17 protein-coding genes are annotated in these 16,680 nt (G+C 30.2%); all 17 read left to right on the forward strand.

The genetic code is table 11. From position 1 onward, the window contains the following. Position 1 precedes the first annotated feature (1 nt). From ACFSC2_RS02655 to ACFSC2_RS02735, 17 genes are read left to right on the forward strand one after another with little or no spacing between them, the layout of a single operon-like run. On the forward strand, positions 2 to 940 hold the full coding sequence (locus ACFSC2_RS02655) for a glycosyltransferase family 2 protein (protein ID WP_379816065.1): 939 nt from the start codon (positions 2 to 4) through the stop codon (positions 938 to 940). Then, positions 933 to 1,832, forward strand: a complete 900-nt coding sequence (locus ACFSC2_RS02660) for a glycosyltransferase family 2 protein (RefSeq protein WP_379816066.1) — start codon at positions 933 to 935, stop codon at positions 1,830 to 1,832. Before ACFSC2_RS02655 ends, ACFSC2_RS02660 begins: the two co-directional genes overlap by 8 nt. A 1-nt stretch (position 1,833) precedes the next feature. Further along, positions 1,834 to 2,811 carry a glycosyltransferase family 2 protein gene (locus tag ACFSC2_RS02665; RefSeq protein WP_379816067.1) on the forward strand — a complete coding sequence of 326 codons (978 nt, stop codon included), beginning with the start codon at positions 1,834 to 1,836 and terminating at the stop codon, positions 2,809 to 2,811. After that, positions 2,812 to 3,645, forward strand: coding sequence for a glycosyltransferase (locus ACFSC2_RS02670; RefSeq protein ID WP_379816068.1), 834 nt, complete (start codon positions 2,812 to 2,814; stop codon positions 3,643 to 3,645). Between the two features lies 1 nt (position 3,646). Next, complete coding sequence (locus tag ACFSC2_RS02675; RefSeq protein ID WP_379816069.1) at positions 3,647 to 4,570, forward strand: glycosyltransferase family 2 protein; 924 nt, start codon at positions 3,647 to 3,649, stop codon at positions 4,568 to 4,570. Positions 4,571 to 4,575: 5 nt separating this feature from the next. After that, a complete protein-coding gene (locus ACFSC2_RS02680; protein ID WP_379816070.1) occupies positions 4,576 to 5,430 on the forward strand; it encodes a glycosyltransferase family 2 protein in 855 nt (284 codons plus the stop codon). A 24-nt stretch (positions 5,431 to 5,454) separates the two neighbouring features. Continuing rightward, positions 5,455 to 6,588 (forward strand): glycosyltransferase, encoded by a 1,134-nt coding sequence (locus tag ACFSC2_RS02685; RefSeq protein ID WP_379816071.1) that lies wholly within the window; start codon positions 5,455 to 5,457, stop codon positions 6,586 to 6,588. Then, positions 6,589 to 7,608, forward strand: a complete 1,020-nt coding sequence (locus ACFSC2_RS02690) for a glycosyltransferase family A protein (protein WP_379816072.1) — start codon at positions 6,589 to 6,591, stop codon at positions 7,606 to 7,608. Between the two features lie 37 nt (positions 7,609 to 7,645). Then, the gene (locus ACFSC2_RS02695; protein ID WP_379816073.1) at positions 7,646 to 8,254 is read left to right on the forward strand and encodes a CatB-related O-acetyltransferase; all 609 of its coding nucleotides are present in this window, start codon (positions 7,646 to 7,648) and stop codon (positions 8,252 to 8,254) included. Beyond that, on the forward strand, positions 8,226 to 8,927 hold the full coding sequence (locus tag ACFSC2_RS02700; protein WP_379816074.1) for an acylneuraminate cytidylyltransferase family protein: 702 nt from the start codon (positions 8,226 to 8,228) through the stop codon (positions 8,925 to 8,927). The genes ACFSC2_RS02695 and ACFSC2_RS02700 overlap by 29 nt, the downstream gene beginning before the upstream one ends. A 6-nt stretch (positions 8,928 to 8,933) precedes the next feature. After that, positions 8,934 to 9,974 (forward strand): N-acetylneuraminate synthase, encoded by a 1,041-nt coding sequence (gene neuB / locus ACFSC2_RS02705; RefSeq protein WP_379816075.1) that lies wholly within the window; start codon positions 8,934 to 8,936, stop codon positions 9,972 to 9,974. Next, entirely contained in the window at positions 9,967 to 11,100 is a 1,134-nt protein-coding gene (gene neuC / locus ACFSC2_RS02710; RefSeq protein ID WP_379816076.1) for a UDP-N-acetylglucosamine 2-epimerase, read from the forward strand. The genes neuB and neuC overlap by 8 nt, the downstream gene beginning before the upstream one ends. Positions 11,101 to 11,135: 35 nt before the next feature. Next, positions 11,136 to 12,569, forward strand: a complete 1,434-nt coding sequence (locus ACFSC2_RS02715) for an MBOAT family O-acyltransferase (protein WP_379816077.1) — start codon at positions 11,136 to 11,138, stop codon at positions 12,567 to 12,569. Then, the gene (locus ACFSC2_RS02720) at positions 12,569 to 13,468 is read left to right on the forward strand and encodes a hypothetical protein (RefSeq protein WP_379816078.1); all 900 of its coding nucleotides are present in this window, start codon (positions 12,569 to 12,571) and stop codon (positions 13,466 to 13,468) included. Before ACFSC2_RS02715 ends, ACFSC2_RS02720 begins: the two co-directional genes overlap by 1 nt. After that, complete coding sequence (locus ACFSC2_RS02725; RefSeq protein ID WP_379816079.1) at positions 13,455 to 14,852, forward strand: hypothetical protein; 1,398 nt, start codon at positions 13,455 to 13,457, stop codon at positions 14,850 to 14,852. Before ACFSC2_RS02720 ends, ACFSC2_RS02725 begins: the two co-directional genes overlap by 14 nt. A 4-nt stretch (positions 14,853 to 14,856) precedes the next feature. Beyond that, a complete protein-coding gene (locus ACFSC2_RS02730; RefSeq protein WP_379816080.1) occupies positions 14,857 to 15,507 on the forward strand; it encodes a CatB-related O-acetyltransferase in 651 nt (216 codons plus the stop codon). 1 nt (position 15,508) lies between these two features. Next, positions 15,509 to 16,669 carry a glycosyltransferase family 4 protein gene (locus ACFSC2_RS02735; protein ID WP_379816081.1) on the forward strand — a complete coding sequence of 387 codons (1,161 nt, stop codon included), beginning with the start codon at positions 15,509 to 15,511 and terminating at the stop codon, positions 16,667 to 16,669. The last annotated feature ends 11 nt before the right edge of the window (positions 16,670 to 16,680 follow it).

Genomic DNA, 16,680 nt, shown 5'->3' on the forward strand with positions numbered 1-16,680 from the left:
AATGGCAGGTACAAATCCTTCAATTAGTATTATAATGCCTTCATTTAATGCAGAATTCTGTATTGAAGATGCAATTATATCTGTTATTAATCAAACATATAAAAACTGGGAGCTTATTATTGTTAATGATGGCTCTACGGACCAGACTGAAAATATTGTGAAAAAATGGCTGTCGCAAGAGCAGAGGATTCAGTATTTTTATCAGGAAAATGGGAAACAAGGGAAAGCCAGAAATCTTGGAATTGCCAAATCCAGAGGTCAGTATCTCGCATTTTTGGATGCGGATGATATTTGGCTAAACGAAAAATTAAGTATACAAATTAACGAAATGCAAACTAGAAATGTAGATCTTGTTTTTTCGGATTCTTATATTTTTAATGATAATGATATCCACGATACTTCTCAAAAAATGAATATTCCAACGAACATTCTTTTTGACGAGAATTCTATAAATTTATTTTTAAAAGGAAATAGAATTCCGATACTAACCGTATTAGTTAATAAATCAAAAGTCGAAAATGTTGGTGGTTTTGCCGAGGCAATAGATATTCAGAATGTTGAAGATTATCATCTTTGGCTGAAATTACTAATGTCGGGCTGTAAATTTTATGCTTTAGATTATGTTTTAGCTAAATATAGAGTTCATAAAAATGCAGCAACATCAGCAGATAAAGCTGCTCATAGTAAAGTTCCGAATGCTTTTTTTGATTTGTTTCAAAATTATCCTGCTTTTAGGAAAGAGATTAAACATGCCTTAAAAATAAAATTTATTCATATTTACAGAACAAACATTTTTTCTAAATCAGAATTAAGTTCTTGGATTAATAAAAATACCGAATATCTTGGGAAATCTGCTGTAAAATATTTTTACAAAGTTCTTAATTACTTTTTGCCGACAAAAGCGACCAAACGAATTTTAATATATGTATTAAATGCATAAGGTTTCTATTATAGTTCCATGTTATAATCAGGCGCAATATTTATCTGAAGCCCTCGAATCTATATTGAATCAAACTTATGAAAATTGGGAATGTATTATTGTTAATGATGGTAGCCCGGATAATACTCATGAAATTGCTCAAGAATGGTTAAAAAAGGATAAAAGATTTAAATATCTTTTTAAGGAAAATGGAGGTTTGAGTTCTGCTAGAAATGCAGGATTAGATATCGCCGAAGGCGATTATGTTCAGTTTTTGGATGCCGATGATCTGATTGCTCCTGAAAAGTTTGAAATCTCCCTATCTCAGTTAGAAAAATTTGAGCCTAAAAAACAGGCGGTTGTAGTTTCTCATTTTAATTTTTTTACCAATAATATTGAAGATGCTACGGATCGTTATTGTTATTTGAACCTTGAATTTCTAAATTATAAAAGTATTCTTTACGATTGGGATTATAAGTTCAGCGTTCCTATACACTGTGGTTTTTTTAGTAAAGAACTATTTGAGGATTTTAGATTTTCGACAGATTTAAAAGCAAAAGAAGATTGGCTTATGTGGTTAAATATCTTCAAAAAAGACATTAAAGTGTATTTTATAAATCAGCCATTCGCTTTTTATAGGTCACATTCTTCGAGTATGACTAAAAATCACCAATTTATGGAAGAGAATACTATAAAAGTTTTGAAGCTTTTTAAGGATATTCTTTCTGTAGAAGAATATAGTGATTACTTGATACATGTAATTCAGAAAAAAAATAATGAGAATGAAAAATTAAGACTGGAGCTGTTAGAAATAAAAACCTCTCCGGAACTTAGGGTTATTAAGAAAATAAAGAAGACCCCTGTAATATCTTTTATTTTCAAATTATGTGTCTCAATTTTTAAATCAAAGTAAAATGGACAATCAACCACTGATATCGGTAATTGTTCCTAATTACAACCATGGAAAATTTCTAGAAAAGAGACTCGACAGTATCTTTAAACAAACCTATAACAATTTTGAAGTAATTCTTTTAGATGACTGCAGTACAGATAACAGTAGAGAAATACTTTCTAAATATGCTGATGATGGACATGTAAGTCATTGTGTTTTTAATGAAACTAATTCTGGAAATACTTTTAGACAATGGAAAAAAGGAATTGAGCTTGCAAAAGGAAAATTTATCTGGATTGCCGAATCGGATGATTTTTGTGATCTAAGTTTTTTAGAAAAAGTCAGTAAACCATTAACAATAAACGATAAGATTTCGTTATCCTACTGCCAATCTAACAGAGTAGACAGCAGCGATAAAATAACGGGGAGCTGGAAAACCTACACAGAAAGTCTGGATCCGATTCAGTTTACTCAAAACTTTATTCTGGATGGTGATTTTTTTATAGAAAAATTTCTGATTAATAAAAATGTAATTCCAAACGCAAGTGCTGTATTATTTCGCAAAGAAAAACTTCAAATCTCAAACCAGTTGTTTAACACGCCGGCACTTAGATATTGCGGTGATTGGGTTATATATTTTCAAGTAATAATGAAACAGGAAGTTTCATTTATAGCTGAATCATTAAACAATTTTAGATATCATGATAATAGTGTGATAGCGGTTGTGTCAAAATCGGAAAAAAAACTGGCCTTGATCGATATTGATCTTCAAATGCGAAATGTTATGGACGATTTGTTAAAACAAAATACATCGGCTAACAAACATGAGATTATAAAAAACAACACAAAAATCACGAAAGAACTTAAGTATGATAAGGCTCTGATTTTGTTTAATGATAAACAAAAGTGGAAAGCAATTGTGCTTGTATTTGGAATAATGGGCTTTTTTATAAAAAAATATCCTTTTCGTAAACGACTTAATCAACTATTTAATTTCTAAATGATTTCCTTAATTATTTGTAGTCGGACAAATGTTCTTCCAGAAAGTTTCACCCAAAATGTAAGTGATACTATTGGTTGTTCATATGAATTAATAGTAATAGACAACTCACAAAATCAATATTCTATTTTTGAAGCTTACAATTTAGGAATTCAACAGAGTAAAGGTGAAATATTGTGCTTTGTTCACGATGATGTTTTATTTCATACAAAAGAATGGGGAGCAGTTTTGGAGTTACAGTTTAAAGAGAATCCAGATTTTTCTGTTATTGGAATTGCTGGCTCCAAGGTTAAAACAAAATTTCCAACAGGATGGTGGGATTGTGAAGACCAATATAAAGTGTTGAATATAATCCAGCATGATAAAGATCAAATAGATTACCAAAATTCTGGATTTAACAAAGGTAATTTACAAAAAGTGCTTTTTATCGACGGGGTTTTTATGGCTTTGAAAAAAAATCATTTTTTTTTATTTGATACAGATCTCAAAGGTTTCCATAACTACGATCTAAATTTATGTATTAAGATAAGAGAAAATAGCGGTAATATTGGCGTAACAAATAAAATTTTGCTTGAGCATTTGTCTGTAGGAAACTTAAATAGAGATTGGTTTATTTCTACTGCTGCATTTCATAAAAAATACTTTAAGAGTTTAACGATAAACAATTCTAGTCCTGAGCAAGAGATTTTTGCAGGAAAGAGATTTATTGATTACACCATGCGCATTTTAGGTAAAAAAAAGGGTATTATCTATCTTTTATCGGTTTTTAGATTCACTAATTCCTTTAAGGTAAAATATACTTTGGGGAAATATATTATTAATAAATTTTTTTAAAATGAAGACTAGTATCGTTATTGTTACTTTTAACGGAATGAAGTGGATAGAGAACTGCATAGAATCTATTCTTAAAAGCACAATGCAGCCAGAAATTATAGTTGTTGATAATTGTAGTACAGATGATACAGTCCATTTTTTAAAGAACAAATATTCGGAGAAAATCATACTGATTGAGTCAAACGAAAATTTAGGATTTGGTCGTGCAAATAATTTAGGAATTTCTCTAGCGCTTCAATCAGATTCTGATTTTATTTTTTTGTTGAATCAAGACACAATTATACAAAAAGATACAGTTGAAAAACTTTTTGAACTAGCAATTAAAAATCCAGATTTTGGAATAATCAGTCCCATACATACAAATGGTGATGGTTCGTCGTTAGACATTAGTTTTTTGTATTATATAAATAAACAATGTCAGTCCTTGGTTTCTGATTCTATTTTAAATAAAGAGATGAAAGATATTTATCAGCTTGAAATGATAAATGCAGCAGCTTGGTTTTTACCAAGAAAAACTTTGGAATCAGTTGGAGGATTTGATCCATTGTTTTTTCTTTATGGGGAAGATGATAATTTTTGTCAAAGAGTACTGTATCACAAATTAAAAATAGGAATTACACCATTAACAGCAATAAAACACGATAGTGGTAATAATTTTAAAGTTGATTTTCCTAAAGGATCGCCTAATTTTTATAATAAATTTTTAAATAGAGTAAAAGTTCAGTACGGGGATGTTAATACAAACGATTTTAAAAAACTGGATAAATTAAAAAGATATTTTCTTAAAGAGGCATTTATTAGTTTTCTGAAATTAAATTTTACTGAATATCAGGTCAATAAAAAGAAGTATAAACTTATTAATCCAACAGAAATTAAGCTTAGCGTTACGCAGAACAGAGAATTAGGTTTAAAATACCTGCATTAAAAGATATGGAAACAAGTGTAAATAATTTAGTATCTGTAATTATACCGTGTTACAATGATTACAAATATATTCAGGCAGCAATAGATTCGATTAACAATCAGACTTACAGCGTTTTTGAAATAATTATTATTGATGACGGATCAGCTGAAGAAACAAAAAAGGTTCTTAAAAGTTTAGAACAAGAAAATCTGACTATTTTATTTCAAGAAAATATGGGGCCTAGTGCAGCAAGAAACAACGGAATAAAACATGCAGCAGGTGATCTTATACTAACATTGGATGCCGACGATTACTTTGACTCCTCGTTTGTAGAAAAAGCGGTTTTAATTCTAAATCAACAGGAAGATATCGGTTTGGTTACTTGCAATGGATATGTTTTTAATGATGAAGGTATTATAACAGAAATTATTTCTAAAGAAGGGAATGCAGATGATTTTCTTTTTGAAAATACTGCTATCGGAAATTCTCTATTCAGAAAAAAATGCTGGTCAGAAATAGGTGGTTTTGATGAGAATATGAGAAAAGGTTATGAAGACTGGGATTTTCACATCAGCCTGCTTAAAACCGGCTGGAAAATTAAAGTTATTAATGAGCATTTGTTTTATTATAGAAATAAACCCAATTCAAGAAACAAGAATGCAAACAAAGTAAGGTATGAATTAATAAATTACTTATTGATAAAACATAGAGATTTATCGGTTCAAAATTTTGAAACACTTCTTTCAAATTTTTTAGTAGAGTTTAACAGACTATCTAGTCGAAATGATATTATCAAAAAATCAGTAGATTATAGAATAGGTAACAAAATCTTAAAACCGTTAAGATTTATGAAAAAAATATTCAGATCTAATCATTCATAATTTCGATTAATTAGTATAAACTTTATGAAAATCCTTTTTATTTCTATGCCCTCAATTCATGTTATTCGATGGATTGAAAATTTGAAAGAAACCTCTTTTGAATTGTATTGGTATGATATTTTAAACAAAGGAAGAATAGAAACTCTGACAAGCGTAGAACAATTTACAGATACTTCAAAAAGAAAAATTCCACATATAAAAGGAGAATACTGGCTATCAAAAAAAACTCCAGTTTTATATAGAGGCATACGCTCTTTTTTAGAAGTAACCGAGAACGAAACGCTTGAAAAAATTATAAAAAAAATTAATCCAGATGTAATTCATAGTTTTGAAATGCAGTCATGCTCATACCCAATTTTAAAAACAATGAATAAATTTTCAAGTATTAAATGGATTTACTCATGCTGGGGGAGCGATTTATATCATTATCAAAATATAAAAGGGCATAAAAGAAGAATAAAAAATGTTCTCTCACGAATAGATTTTTTGCATACAGATTGTGATCGTGATTACAAAATTGCATTGACATTAGGTTTTAAAGGCAGTTATCTGGGCATAATTCCCGGGGGCGGAGGTTATGATCTCTCAATTTATGAAAAATTTAAAGTCTCATTAGAAAACAGAAAGACAATAATCGTAAAAGGATATCAGCATAATTTTGGAAGAGCACTAAATGTGATTAAGAGTTTAGAGCAAATTCAGGATAAAATAAAAGAATTGGAGGTGGTAGTTTTTGGAGCTCATAAAGAGGTCGCTGATTATGTAAAGAATAAAAATCTATCGTTTCAAGTTTACCATAAAGACACGATATCTCAGACTGAAATTCTGAAAATAATGGGGAAATCGATAATTTACATTGGAAACAGTATCTCAGACGGAATGCCCAATACATTATTAGAATCAATGTTTATGGGAGCTTTTCCTTTACAATCTAATCCAGGAAATGTTACCGCCGAAATCATAGAAAACGGATTGAATGGATTTCTAATTGAAGATCCTGAAAATACAAATGCTATTATAGATCTTATTTTGATGGCAATAGAAAATAAAAAAATGCTGGTAAAAGCATTGGATATCAATAGTAAAATTGCTTTTGAAAAATTAGATTATAAAAGTAATAGAGAAAAAATTATAGATTTATATCGAAATATACAATAAATGAGGATTGGATTTAACCCAAATAAAGATAAAGCTCAAGAAGGAAATGATTTTTTTCATCAGGTAATAATTCCTGTCTATATCCCTAATCAAGAAGGATATTTTAAAGATAGTTTTCAGATATTGAAGTATTGTTTGAATTCCTTATTAAAAACGAGTCATTTAAAAACTTTTATCACTGTAGTTAACAATGGGAGTTGCAGAGATGTAACAGATTATTTAAATGAACTTTACAACAAAGAAAAAATACACGAAATAATTCATACTGCTAATATTGGAAAACTCAATGCTGTTTTAAAAGGAGTTGTAGGTCATAAATTTGATATTATTACTATTACAGATGCTGATGTTCTTTTTTTAAATGATTGGCAAAAAGAGACTTATTGTGTATTTAATGCATTCCCTAAAGCGGGAGCAATCAGTCCAACTCCATCATCAAAAGTTATAAAACAGTATACTTATAATATTTTATTTGAAAAGTTTTTTTCTAAAAAATTAAAGTTTTCTGAAGTAAAAAACAGAGAAGCTATGTTGAGTTTTGCTTCCAGTATTGGTAATCCAGATTTTTATAATGAAACCCATCTTAAAAGTTACCTTACTGTTTCTAATGATAATACTAAAGCAGTGATTGGAGCAGGCCATTTTGTTACAACTTATAGGGGAACAATTTTTAATAATTTAAAAAATCGGTTTTCTAATTTTAAAATGGGTGGATCTAGTGAAGTAATGTTTCTAGATAAACCAGTAGTAGATCAGGGGTATTGGCGATTGTCTACTGAAGATAATTTTGCATATCATATGGGAAATGTAATCGAACCATGGATGGGAGAAAGAGTCAGCACTTTAGAAGATAGAAGTCATATAGAAACTGAAATGCCTTCATTAAAAATAAATTTTAGTTTAAAGATTCTGAGATTTATACAGGCTAGATTTTTTTGGAAAACCTTAAATAAAAAGATAATTTGGATTTGGTTTTTACAATTCAAAGGGCTTGATAAAATTAATTCTAAAAAATACTAATATGCTTCAAAATGTTAGATTGTTAATAAGGAAGATCTTGTTTTATTTTTTAAACACTACAGTAAAAAACGATAAAGTACATTTTTTTGGTTTTTCAAGAGGATTAAAGAATGTTGATTTTGAAGGTAAAAATGCAATTGCTGATAGATGTAATTTTTCTGGAAGAATAAAAATTGGATATGCAACTACTTTAGGATATAATAATTTTTTAGCAGGTTCTATAAGTATAGGCAAATACTGCCAAATTGGTTCAGATGTTGCTATTCATAGTACCAATCATCCAATTAATTATTTATCAACTTATATTAATAAAAATTTATTTGCAGGAGAACTTACCTCTTTAAAAGAAGAAAATCAAGTTACAATAGGAAATGATGTCTGGATCGGTCATAATGTAATAATCGTTGGAAATGTTACTATCGGAAATGGGGCAATTCTGGCGGCTGGTTCAGTAATAACAAAAGATGTATTGCCTTATTCAATTGTTGGAGGTGTTCCAGCAAAAATGATTAAAAAGAGATTTTCGGAAAACATCATTCAAGAAATAGAAGAATTACAATGGTGGAATTACTCAGAATCTGAGTTAGAAAAAATAAAACCATTATTTTTTAAAAATTGTGAAAATAGAAATAGCATATATGAATAAAACAATCGCTATAATTCCCGCCAGAGGAGGTTCAAAACGCATACCTGAAAAAAATATCCAGACCTTAGGAGATTTACCTCTTATTGCGCATTCCATTATTTATGCAAAAGAAAATAAAGCGATAATTGATGAGGTTTATGTTTCAACAGATGATGAAGAGATTAAAAAAGCGGCATTGCAATTTGATGCAAAAGTTATTGATAGACCAGAATCAATTTCTGGAGATTTAGAACCAACCGTTTCTGCTTTAAAACATGTTTTAGAAAATATAAGTTCTCAAAATATTGAAAATGTAATTTTATTGCAACCAACAAATCCATTACGCCCTATAGATTTAATTAAGGAAGCTTTTAATAAATTTCAAACAGAAAAAAAAGACAGTCTATTTACAGTTTCGCGTAATTACCACAAATTAGGAAAAATTATTGAAGATAAATTCAATCCATTTAATTATAGTTTTGGACAAAGAAGTCAGGATTTGGAGCCTCTATATTTTGAAAATGGATTGTTGTATATCACAAAAGCATCATTAATATTAGATAATATAATTATTTCAGAAAATGCATTACCATTCGAAGTAAATCATATTTTTGCACAAGTTGATATTGATACTCCGGATGACTTAGATTATGCAAGATATCTGTATCAAAAGACAATAAAACCCCAAATTTAAAAAACAATGAATCCGTATATTGAAATTGCAGGCCGTAAAATTGGACCAGATTTTCCACCTTTGGTAATTGCTGAAATAGGAATTAACCACGAGGGATCTTTACAAACTGCTAAAGAAATGGTTGATGCCGCTCAAAGAGCAGGTGTTGAGGTTGTAAAACATCAAACGCATATTGTTGAAGATGAAATGTCGGGGGCAGCAAAAAAAGTAATTCCAGGAAATGCCGATGTCTCAATTTATGAGATTATGGAAAGATGTTCTTTAAATGAAAATGATGAACTGGAATTAAAAAACTATGTAGAAAGTAAAGGAATGATTTTTATATCAACGCCTTTTTCTCGTGCCGCGGCAGAAAGGTTAAAGAATTTTGATATTCCCGCTTACAAAATAGGTTCAGGTGAATGCAATAACTATCCACTTTTAGAACATATTGCTTCTTTTGGTAAACCCGTAATTCTTAGCACAGGTATGAATACAATCGAAAGTATTCAAAAAGCAGTTGCCGTTTTTGATAAACACGACATTCCTGTAGCCTTATTACATACTACAAATTTATACCCAACTCCAATTCACTTAGTGCGTTTTGGAGCAATGATGGAATTGCATCAAGCTTTTCCCGATAAGGTATTTGGTCTAAGCGATCATACTTTAAATAATAATGCCTGTTTAGGAGCAGTTGCTCTTGGAGCAAGTATTCTCGAAAGACATTTTACGGATCACATGCAGCGAACAGGTCCAGACATTGTTTGCAGTATGGACGAAAAAGCATGTCAGGAACTAATTGTTTCCAGTGAAGAAATCGCATTAATGAGAGGTGGAACAAAAAAACCAGCACAAGAAGAACAAGTAACTATTGATTTTGCTTTTGCAACCGTATGTTCAATAAAACCAATTAAAAAAGGAGAATTATTGTCTAAAGAAAATATTTGGGTAAAACGTCCTGGTACTGGCAAAATTCTAGCAGAACACTTTAATGATTTAATGGGTAAAACTGCGGTAAGGGATATCGAAAATGATGAGCAATTAGATTTTACTGATTTTGAGTAATTCTACAAAAAAAATAGTTTTCTTAACCGGTACACGTGCTGATTTCGGAAAAATAAAATCACTTATTCAAACTCTTGAAAAACAATCGGATTTTGAAGTTTTTATTTTTGTAACAGGAATGCACCTTCAGGAAATTTATGGCTATACATTGATAGAAATTGAGCGTTGTAATTTTAAGAATGTTTCTACATTCGAAAATCATACGCACGAAACTACAATGGACCTTACGTTGGCAAAAACAATAGAAGGATTGTCTGGTTATTGCAAAATGATTAATCCGGATATGATTATTGTACATGGAGATAGAGTAGAAACGCTTGCTGGAGCAATAGTGGGATCTCTGAATAACATTTTAGTAGCTCACATTGAGGGAGGAGAAATTTCTGGAACCGTTGATGAGCTTATCCGTCATAGTGTAAGTAAGTTAAGCCATGTCCATTTTGTGTCGAACAAAGAAGCGGCTAAAAGATTGCTTCAAATGGGAGAAGTAAAAGAATCTATATTTACGATTGGTTCTCCAGATATAGATATTATGTTTTCGGATAATCTGCCTTCTTTAGAAACAGCAAAAAAATATTATGGAATTCCATTCGAAAAGTATGCTGTTGTAATGTTTCATCCTGTTACAACAGAATTTACTTTGATGAAAAAATATGCTTCTGATTTTGTTGATTGTTTACTAAAAGATGATCATAACTATATTGTAATTTATCCTAATAATGATTTAGGGAGCCAATACATTTTGGATGAATTTAAGAGATTAGAAAATAATGAAAGATTTAGGGTTTTTCCTTCGCTTCGTTTCGAATATTTTCTAACGTTCTTAAAGAACAGTCAGTTTATAATTGGCAACAGCAGCGCTGGAATTCGCGAAGCACCTTATTATGGGATTCCAATTATAAATATTGGAACTCGTCAGCAAAACAGGGCAGTTCATGCAGATATTGTAAATGTTGATTATTCTCAAGAGCATATAAATAAAGCACTTTCGAAAATTGATTCTCACAAAATCAATATTTCTGATAATGATTTTGGGGCAGGAAATAGTAACGAATTATTTCTAGAATCATTACAGAAAAATGCTATTTGGAAACTAAATCATCAAAAACAATTTAGAGATATTTAAAATGTCTTATTAAACTAATACCACTTTATATATTTATGTTTTTTAATTCTCTAGCATTTGCTGTTTTTCTGCCAATAGTTTTCTTTCTGTATTGGTTTGTTTTTAATAAAACGAAAAGCACACAAAATGCATTACTTATAATAGCGAGTTACTATTTTTATTCTTGCTGGGATTGGAGATTTCTATTTCTTCTTGTTTTTTCTACTTTTTTGGATTATTACACAGGAATTCAAATCGAAAAAGGAAAGTCAGAAAACAGTCGAAAATTTTGGTTTTGGTTAAGTATTCTGGTAAACTTAGGTTTTTTAGGGATATTCAAATATTATAACTTTTTTGCAGTTTCTTTCTCTCAGTTATTGAGTTCTGTGGGACTTAAGGCAAGTCCAATTTTGTTAGAAGTAATACTTCCTGTCGGGATTTCATTCTACACTTTTCACGGATTGTCCTATGTAATCGATATATATTATAAAAGAATTAAAGCCGAATATAATTTTGTTGATTACTCATTGTTTGTCAGCTATTTTCCGCTCTTGGTTGCCGGTCCAATAGAAAGGGCAACCCATTTACTTCCTCAGGTAAAAGTAAAAAGAGAGTTTAACTTTCAGACGGCCAAAGAAGGAGTTTACCAAATCATTTGGGGATTAGTAAAAAAAGTTATCATTGCAGATACTTGTGCAACGTATGCAAATGCAATTTTTGATAATTATACTTCAATGAATTCATTTTCATTAATCTTGGGAGCAATTTATTTTGCTTTTCAGATTTATGGAGACTTTTCAGGATATTCAGATATTGCACTCGGAGTTTCAAAATTATTTGGTCTGGACTTACTCCGTAATTTTAATTATCCATATTTCTCAAGAGATATAGCAGAATTTTGGCGTCGTTGGCATATTTCCCTTTCTTCTTGGTTTAGAGACTATTTGTACATCCCACTTGGAGGAAGTAAAGGCGGACTTTGGATGAAAATTAGAAATACATTTATTATTTTTCTCGTAAGTGGATTTTGGCATGGTGCCAATTGGACCTATGTAGTTTGGGGATTCATTAATGCTGTTTATTTTTTACCATTGTTATTATCAAACAGTAACAGAAATAATATGGGCGAAATTCAGTTAAAATTCAATTTCGATTCGTTGAAAATTTTACTGAGTATTCTCTATACTTTTTCACTAACCTGTCTAGCTTGGGTGTTTTTTAGAGCAAAAACAATCTCAGATGCTGTGCAATACCTCAAACGTATTATTACAAGTAAAAATTTTAGTTTTCAATATCTCGATAACGAACGTTACAGTTACGAAATGCTTTTATTGATTGTAATATTTGTTTTAGTAGAATGGAATAATCGAAAGAAAGTGGAGCCAATTTCGGGAAGAATGAGTACTGTAAAAGCTGTCTTAGCAATTATGGCGATTATGGCTTTTGGTACTTTTTCAGATTATAAAGAATTTATATATTTTCAGTTTTAATGAAGAAGTTTTTAATATATACAGCGAAGATTCTTTTGTTAACTCTTCTCGTAGCAGTTCTATTAGATGGATTGTATACTAAATTGTTTATGTCTTCTCATAATAGAGGCAAGATTGAACAGGTATTTAATTCAAAGGCTCAAAAATTTGATGTGGTTATTCTTGGATCTTCTAGAGCCAATAACCATTTTGCAGCACCAATGTTTGAAGAAAAAGGTCTTAAAACCTTTAATTACGGTATGAGCGGCGGACATCTCTTTGAAGCATCATTAATGTTGAAATTAATGATAGAAAGAAAGTATGAAATAAAAAATGTAATTCTCGAAGCCGATCTAAATTTATCCAATGAGCACCAAGCAGAGGGAATTTCAGCTAAGTTTCTGCCTTATATTCATGAATCTAAAATTATAAAAGATCATTTTTCTACTGAAAAAGATTTTAATGAATTATACTATATTCCTTTTTATAGATACATTAAATATGATTCTAGAATTGGTTTTAGGGAAGCTTTTTTTACTGCAATTAACAAAAAAACAAATGCTTTAGATCATCTAGGATATTACCCTTTGCAAAAACATAAGAATGGTAATATGAAAAATAATATCGTTAATTTAAATCCACTGCCTCATAACAAATATTACGAAGAGATAAAAAATCTTTGTAAAACCAATCATATCAACTTTATTGCTGTGATGACGCCAATGTGTGAAAATACCGCAGGCATGAATTATTTTGAAAAAGTAAAGAAAGCTTATCCAGAAATTCATAACTATGAAAATGTGGTAATTGGAGATGAATATTTCGCATCTTGTGGACATATGAATGATGCCGGTTCTAAGATTTTTACGGCAAGAATTTTAAATGATTTTTTTGAAAAAAAAATAAATGAAAAAAAATAAAGCTTTATTGTTGTTTCCAGATGGAGTCGGAATTAGAAATTATCTTTATTCTGGCACCTTTAATGGTTTTGATGGTGATTTAGTTCTTTTTCACGAATTCGATTCAGAAACTATAGAGGTAATTGAAAAGAATACTTCAATAAAAGAAAATGTCTTAATACCCTTTTATAAAGAGTCGTTTAAAGAAAAATTTTTGCGAGAATTAATATGTCTTTCAAGATTATATTATAATAATTCAAAAGTTGATAATTATACATTATTGACTAATTGGAATTGGAATCAACAATCATTTTCTAAAAAGATATTTTACAATTTAATTCAATTTTTAGCGCCTCGTTATAAAAATTACAAAAGCATTTTAAAATTAGAAGTAAGGTATCAAAAAGCCATTCGTCAAAATCATTTTTATAAGAATGTCGAAAAAATTTTGAAAGAGGTGAAGCCTTCCGTTATTTTTTGCTCTCATCAAAGAGCTTTAAAAGCAGCTCCAATATTTAGTGCAGCATCAGATTTAAATATTCCGACTTCAACCGTAATCTACTCTTGGGATAATCTGCCAAAAGCTCGAATGGCTTTGCATTCAGATCATTATTTGGTATGGTCAGAATACATGAAAAAAGAATTAGAACTTTTTTATTCTGAAATTCCTTCAGAGTCAATTCATATCACTGGAACACCGCAATTTGAATTTTACAAAACACAGGAAAATCTAATTGATAAAGAAACTTTTTACCACCAGTATGGTTTAGATAAGAACAAGAAAATAATTTGTTTCTCAGGTGATGATGTGAAAACATCTCCAGACGATCCTTCTTATTTGAATGATATTGCAGAGGAAATTATAAAAGCAAATTTACAAGACGAATATCAGATTTTGTTGAGAAGATGCCCAGTAGATTTTTCAGGAAGATTTAACCCCATTATAGAAAAATATAAAGACTTAATTAAAGAAGCTCCTCCTTTATGGCATTTTAATCAATCTAAAGAATGGAATGCAGTATATCCTTTAAAAGATGATGTGAAGCTTCTGGTAAGTACTGCATTTTATTGTGAGATAGTAGTAAATGTAGGGTCAACAATGGCATTTGATTTTGGGAAATTCAATAAGCCATGTGTTTTTATTAATTACGATCAACAGCAAAAAAACAAGGAAAATTGGTCAGTAAAAACGATCTACCAATTTCAGCACTTTAGAAGTATGCCAGACGAAAATGCTGTTTTGTGGTTAAATGGAAAAGAAGAGATTATTGATAAAGTCATTTACAAAAAAGGTTGGAAATCAAATGAAAGCTTAAAAGAATGGTACAATGTCGTAATTGGAGAAAAAAGCGATTACGCATCTGTTACAATCTCAGAATTACTAGAAAAGATCTCTCAAAATTAAAGCTATGATTGCAGTTGTTAGAAGATTGTTGTGGAGTGTTTTAGGAATTAAATATTATAATTATTTAAAAGGAACAAATGCTACATATTTGAAAGATGCGAAATGGGCTGTCATTGGAGATAAAACCTATGACAATGGAGCCTTTGTTTGGCGATGGTATAATGGCTCTCTTTTAAGAATTGGAAAATATTGCTCAATAGCCAATAATGTTAATTTTGTATGTGATTCGGGTTATCATGCAGAAAGTCAAATAACATCCTTTCCGCTTTTTCATGAAGTTTTAGAAAAGGATGACGAAGTTATAATTAATAATGTATCTTATTTAGTTAAAGACATCAAGGGAAAATTAAAACCTAAAAGAACTAATATTTTAGTCGGAAACGATGTATGGATCGGTGTGAATGTGACAATATTACCTGGGGTTAAAATAGGGAATGGAGTTACTATTTTAGCTGGAGCGGTTATAAATGAAGACCTGCCAGATTATGCAGTGGCAGGTGGTGTACCAGCTAAAATTTTAAGTTTGAAACATAGTGAAGAAGTAATTGAATCGCTAAATAAGATTAGCTGGTGGGATTGGTCTGAAGAAAAAATTAAAGAAAATATAAACGATTTCTATTTACCAATGGATCGTTTTATTCAAAAACATTTATAAGGTGCACATCTGTTTTTTAACAAACGAATTTCCAAAAGAAGGATTCCCGCATGGAGGAATTGGAAGCTTCGTAAAGACTCTCGGTGCTGCGTTAGTAAAAGAAGGAGTTGAAGTATCGGTTGTTGGTTTAAATTATATTTCTTTAAATGAATTCGAGAAGATTGACGGGATTTCTGTTTATCGCTTAAAGAAAAGCTCAGTTAAAGGCCTTTCATGGTATTTAAATTCAATCGCTATTTCAAAAAAGATAAAAGAAATTCATAGTCAAAACTCGATAGATATTGTTGAAGCTTCTGAATTAGGTTTTGCATTTATAAAAAAAATAAAAAAAATAAAGTATGTAATCCGAATGCACGGAGGACATCATTTTTTTGCTGAAAGTGAAAATCGTGGGATTAATAAATGGAAAGGATTTCAGGAAAAAAAATCTTTTAAAAAGTGTGATGCGTTTATTGCTGTTTCTCAATATGTAAAATTACATACAGAAAAATATTTGAGTTTAGATAATAAACCAGTTGGTTACATTAGTAATCCAATCAATACCGATTTTTTTAAGCCAATTCAAGAAAATGAAGTAGAAAACAGAATTGTTTTTGCTGGAACTGTATGTGAGAAAAAAGGAATACGACAATTAATACAAGCTTTTCCTTTTGTTAAAAATGAATTCCCGAATGCTACTCTGGAAGTTTATGGTAGAGATTGGTTTTTTTCAGATGGGAGTTCTTATATGCAAATGTTAAAAGATATAGAACTGCCTCAATTGGGAGCTATTAGAGAAGATATACATTTTAAAGGTGCTGTTTCCTATTTGGATATTCCTAATGCTTACTCACAAGCTGAGGTCTGCGTTTTTCCTTCTCATATGGAAACTCAAGGTCTTGTTGCTCCAGAAGCCATGGCGATGGAAAAAACAGTCGTTTTTACAAAACTAGGTCCAGGTCCAGAAGCAATCACGGATCATGAAACGGGATTATTATGTGATCCTCACAATCCTAAAAACATTGCGGAAAAAATTATTTGGACTTTCTCAAACAAAAAAGAATCTGAAACGATTGGGAAAAAGGCAAGAGAATTTGTACTTCAAAAATATTCATTAAAAAGTATTGTACTTCAAAATGTTGATTTCTACAAAAAAATAATTCCAAATAACAGTCATAATTAGAAAAACGAATA

The sequence above is a fragment of the Flavobacterium artemisiae genome (assembly GCF_042678225.1).
GTDB classification, from domain to species: Bacteria; Bacteroidota; Bacteroidia; order Flavobacteriales; family Flavobacteriaceae; genus Flavobacterium; species Flavobacterium artemisiae.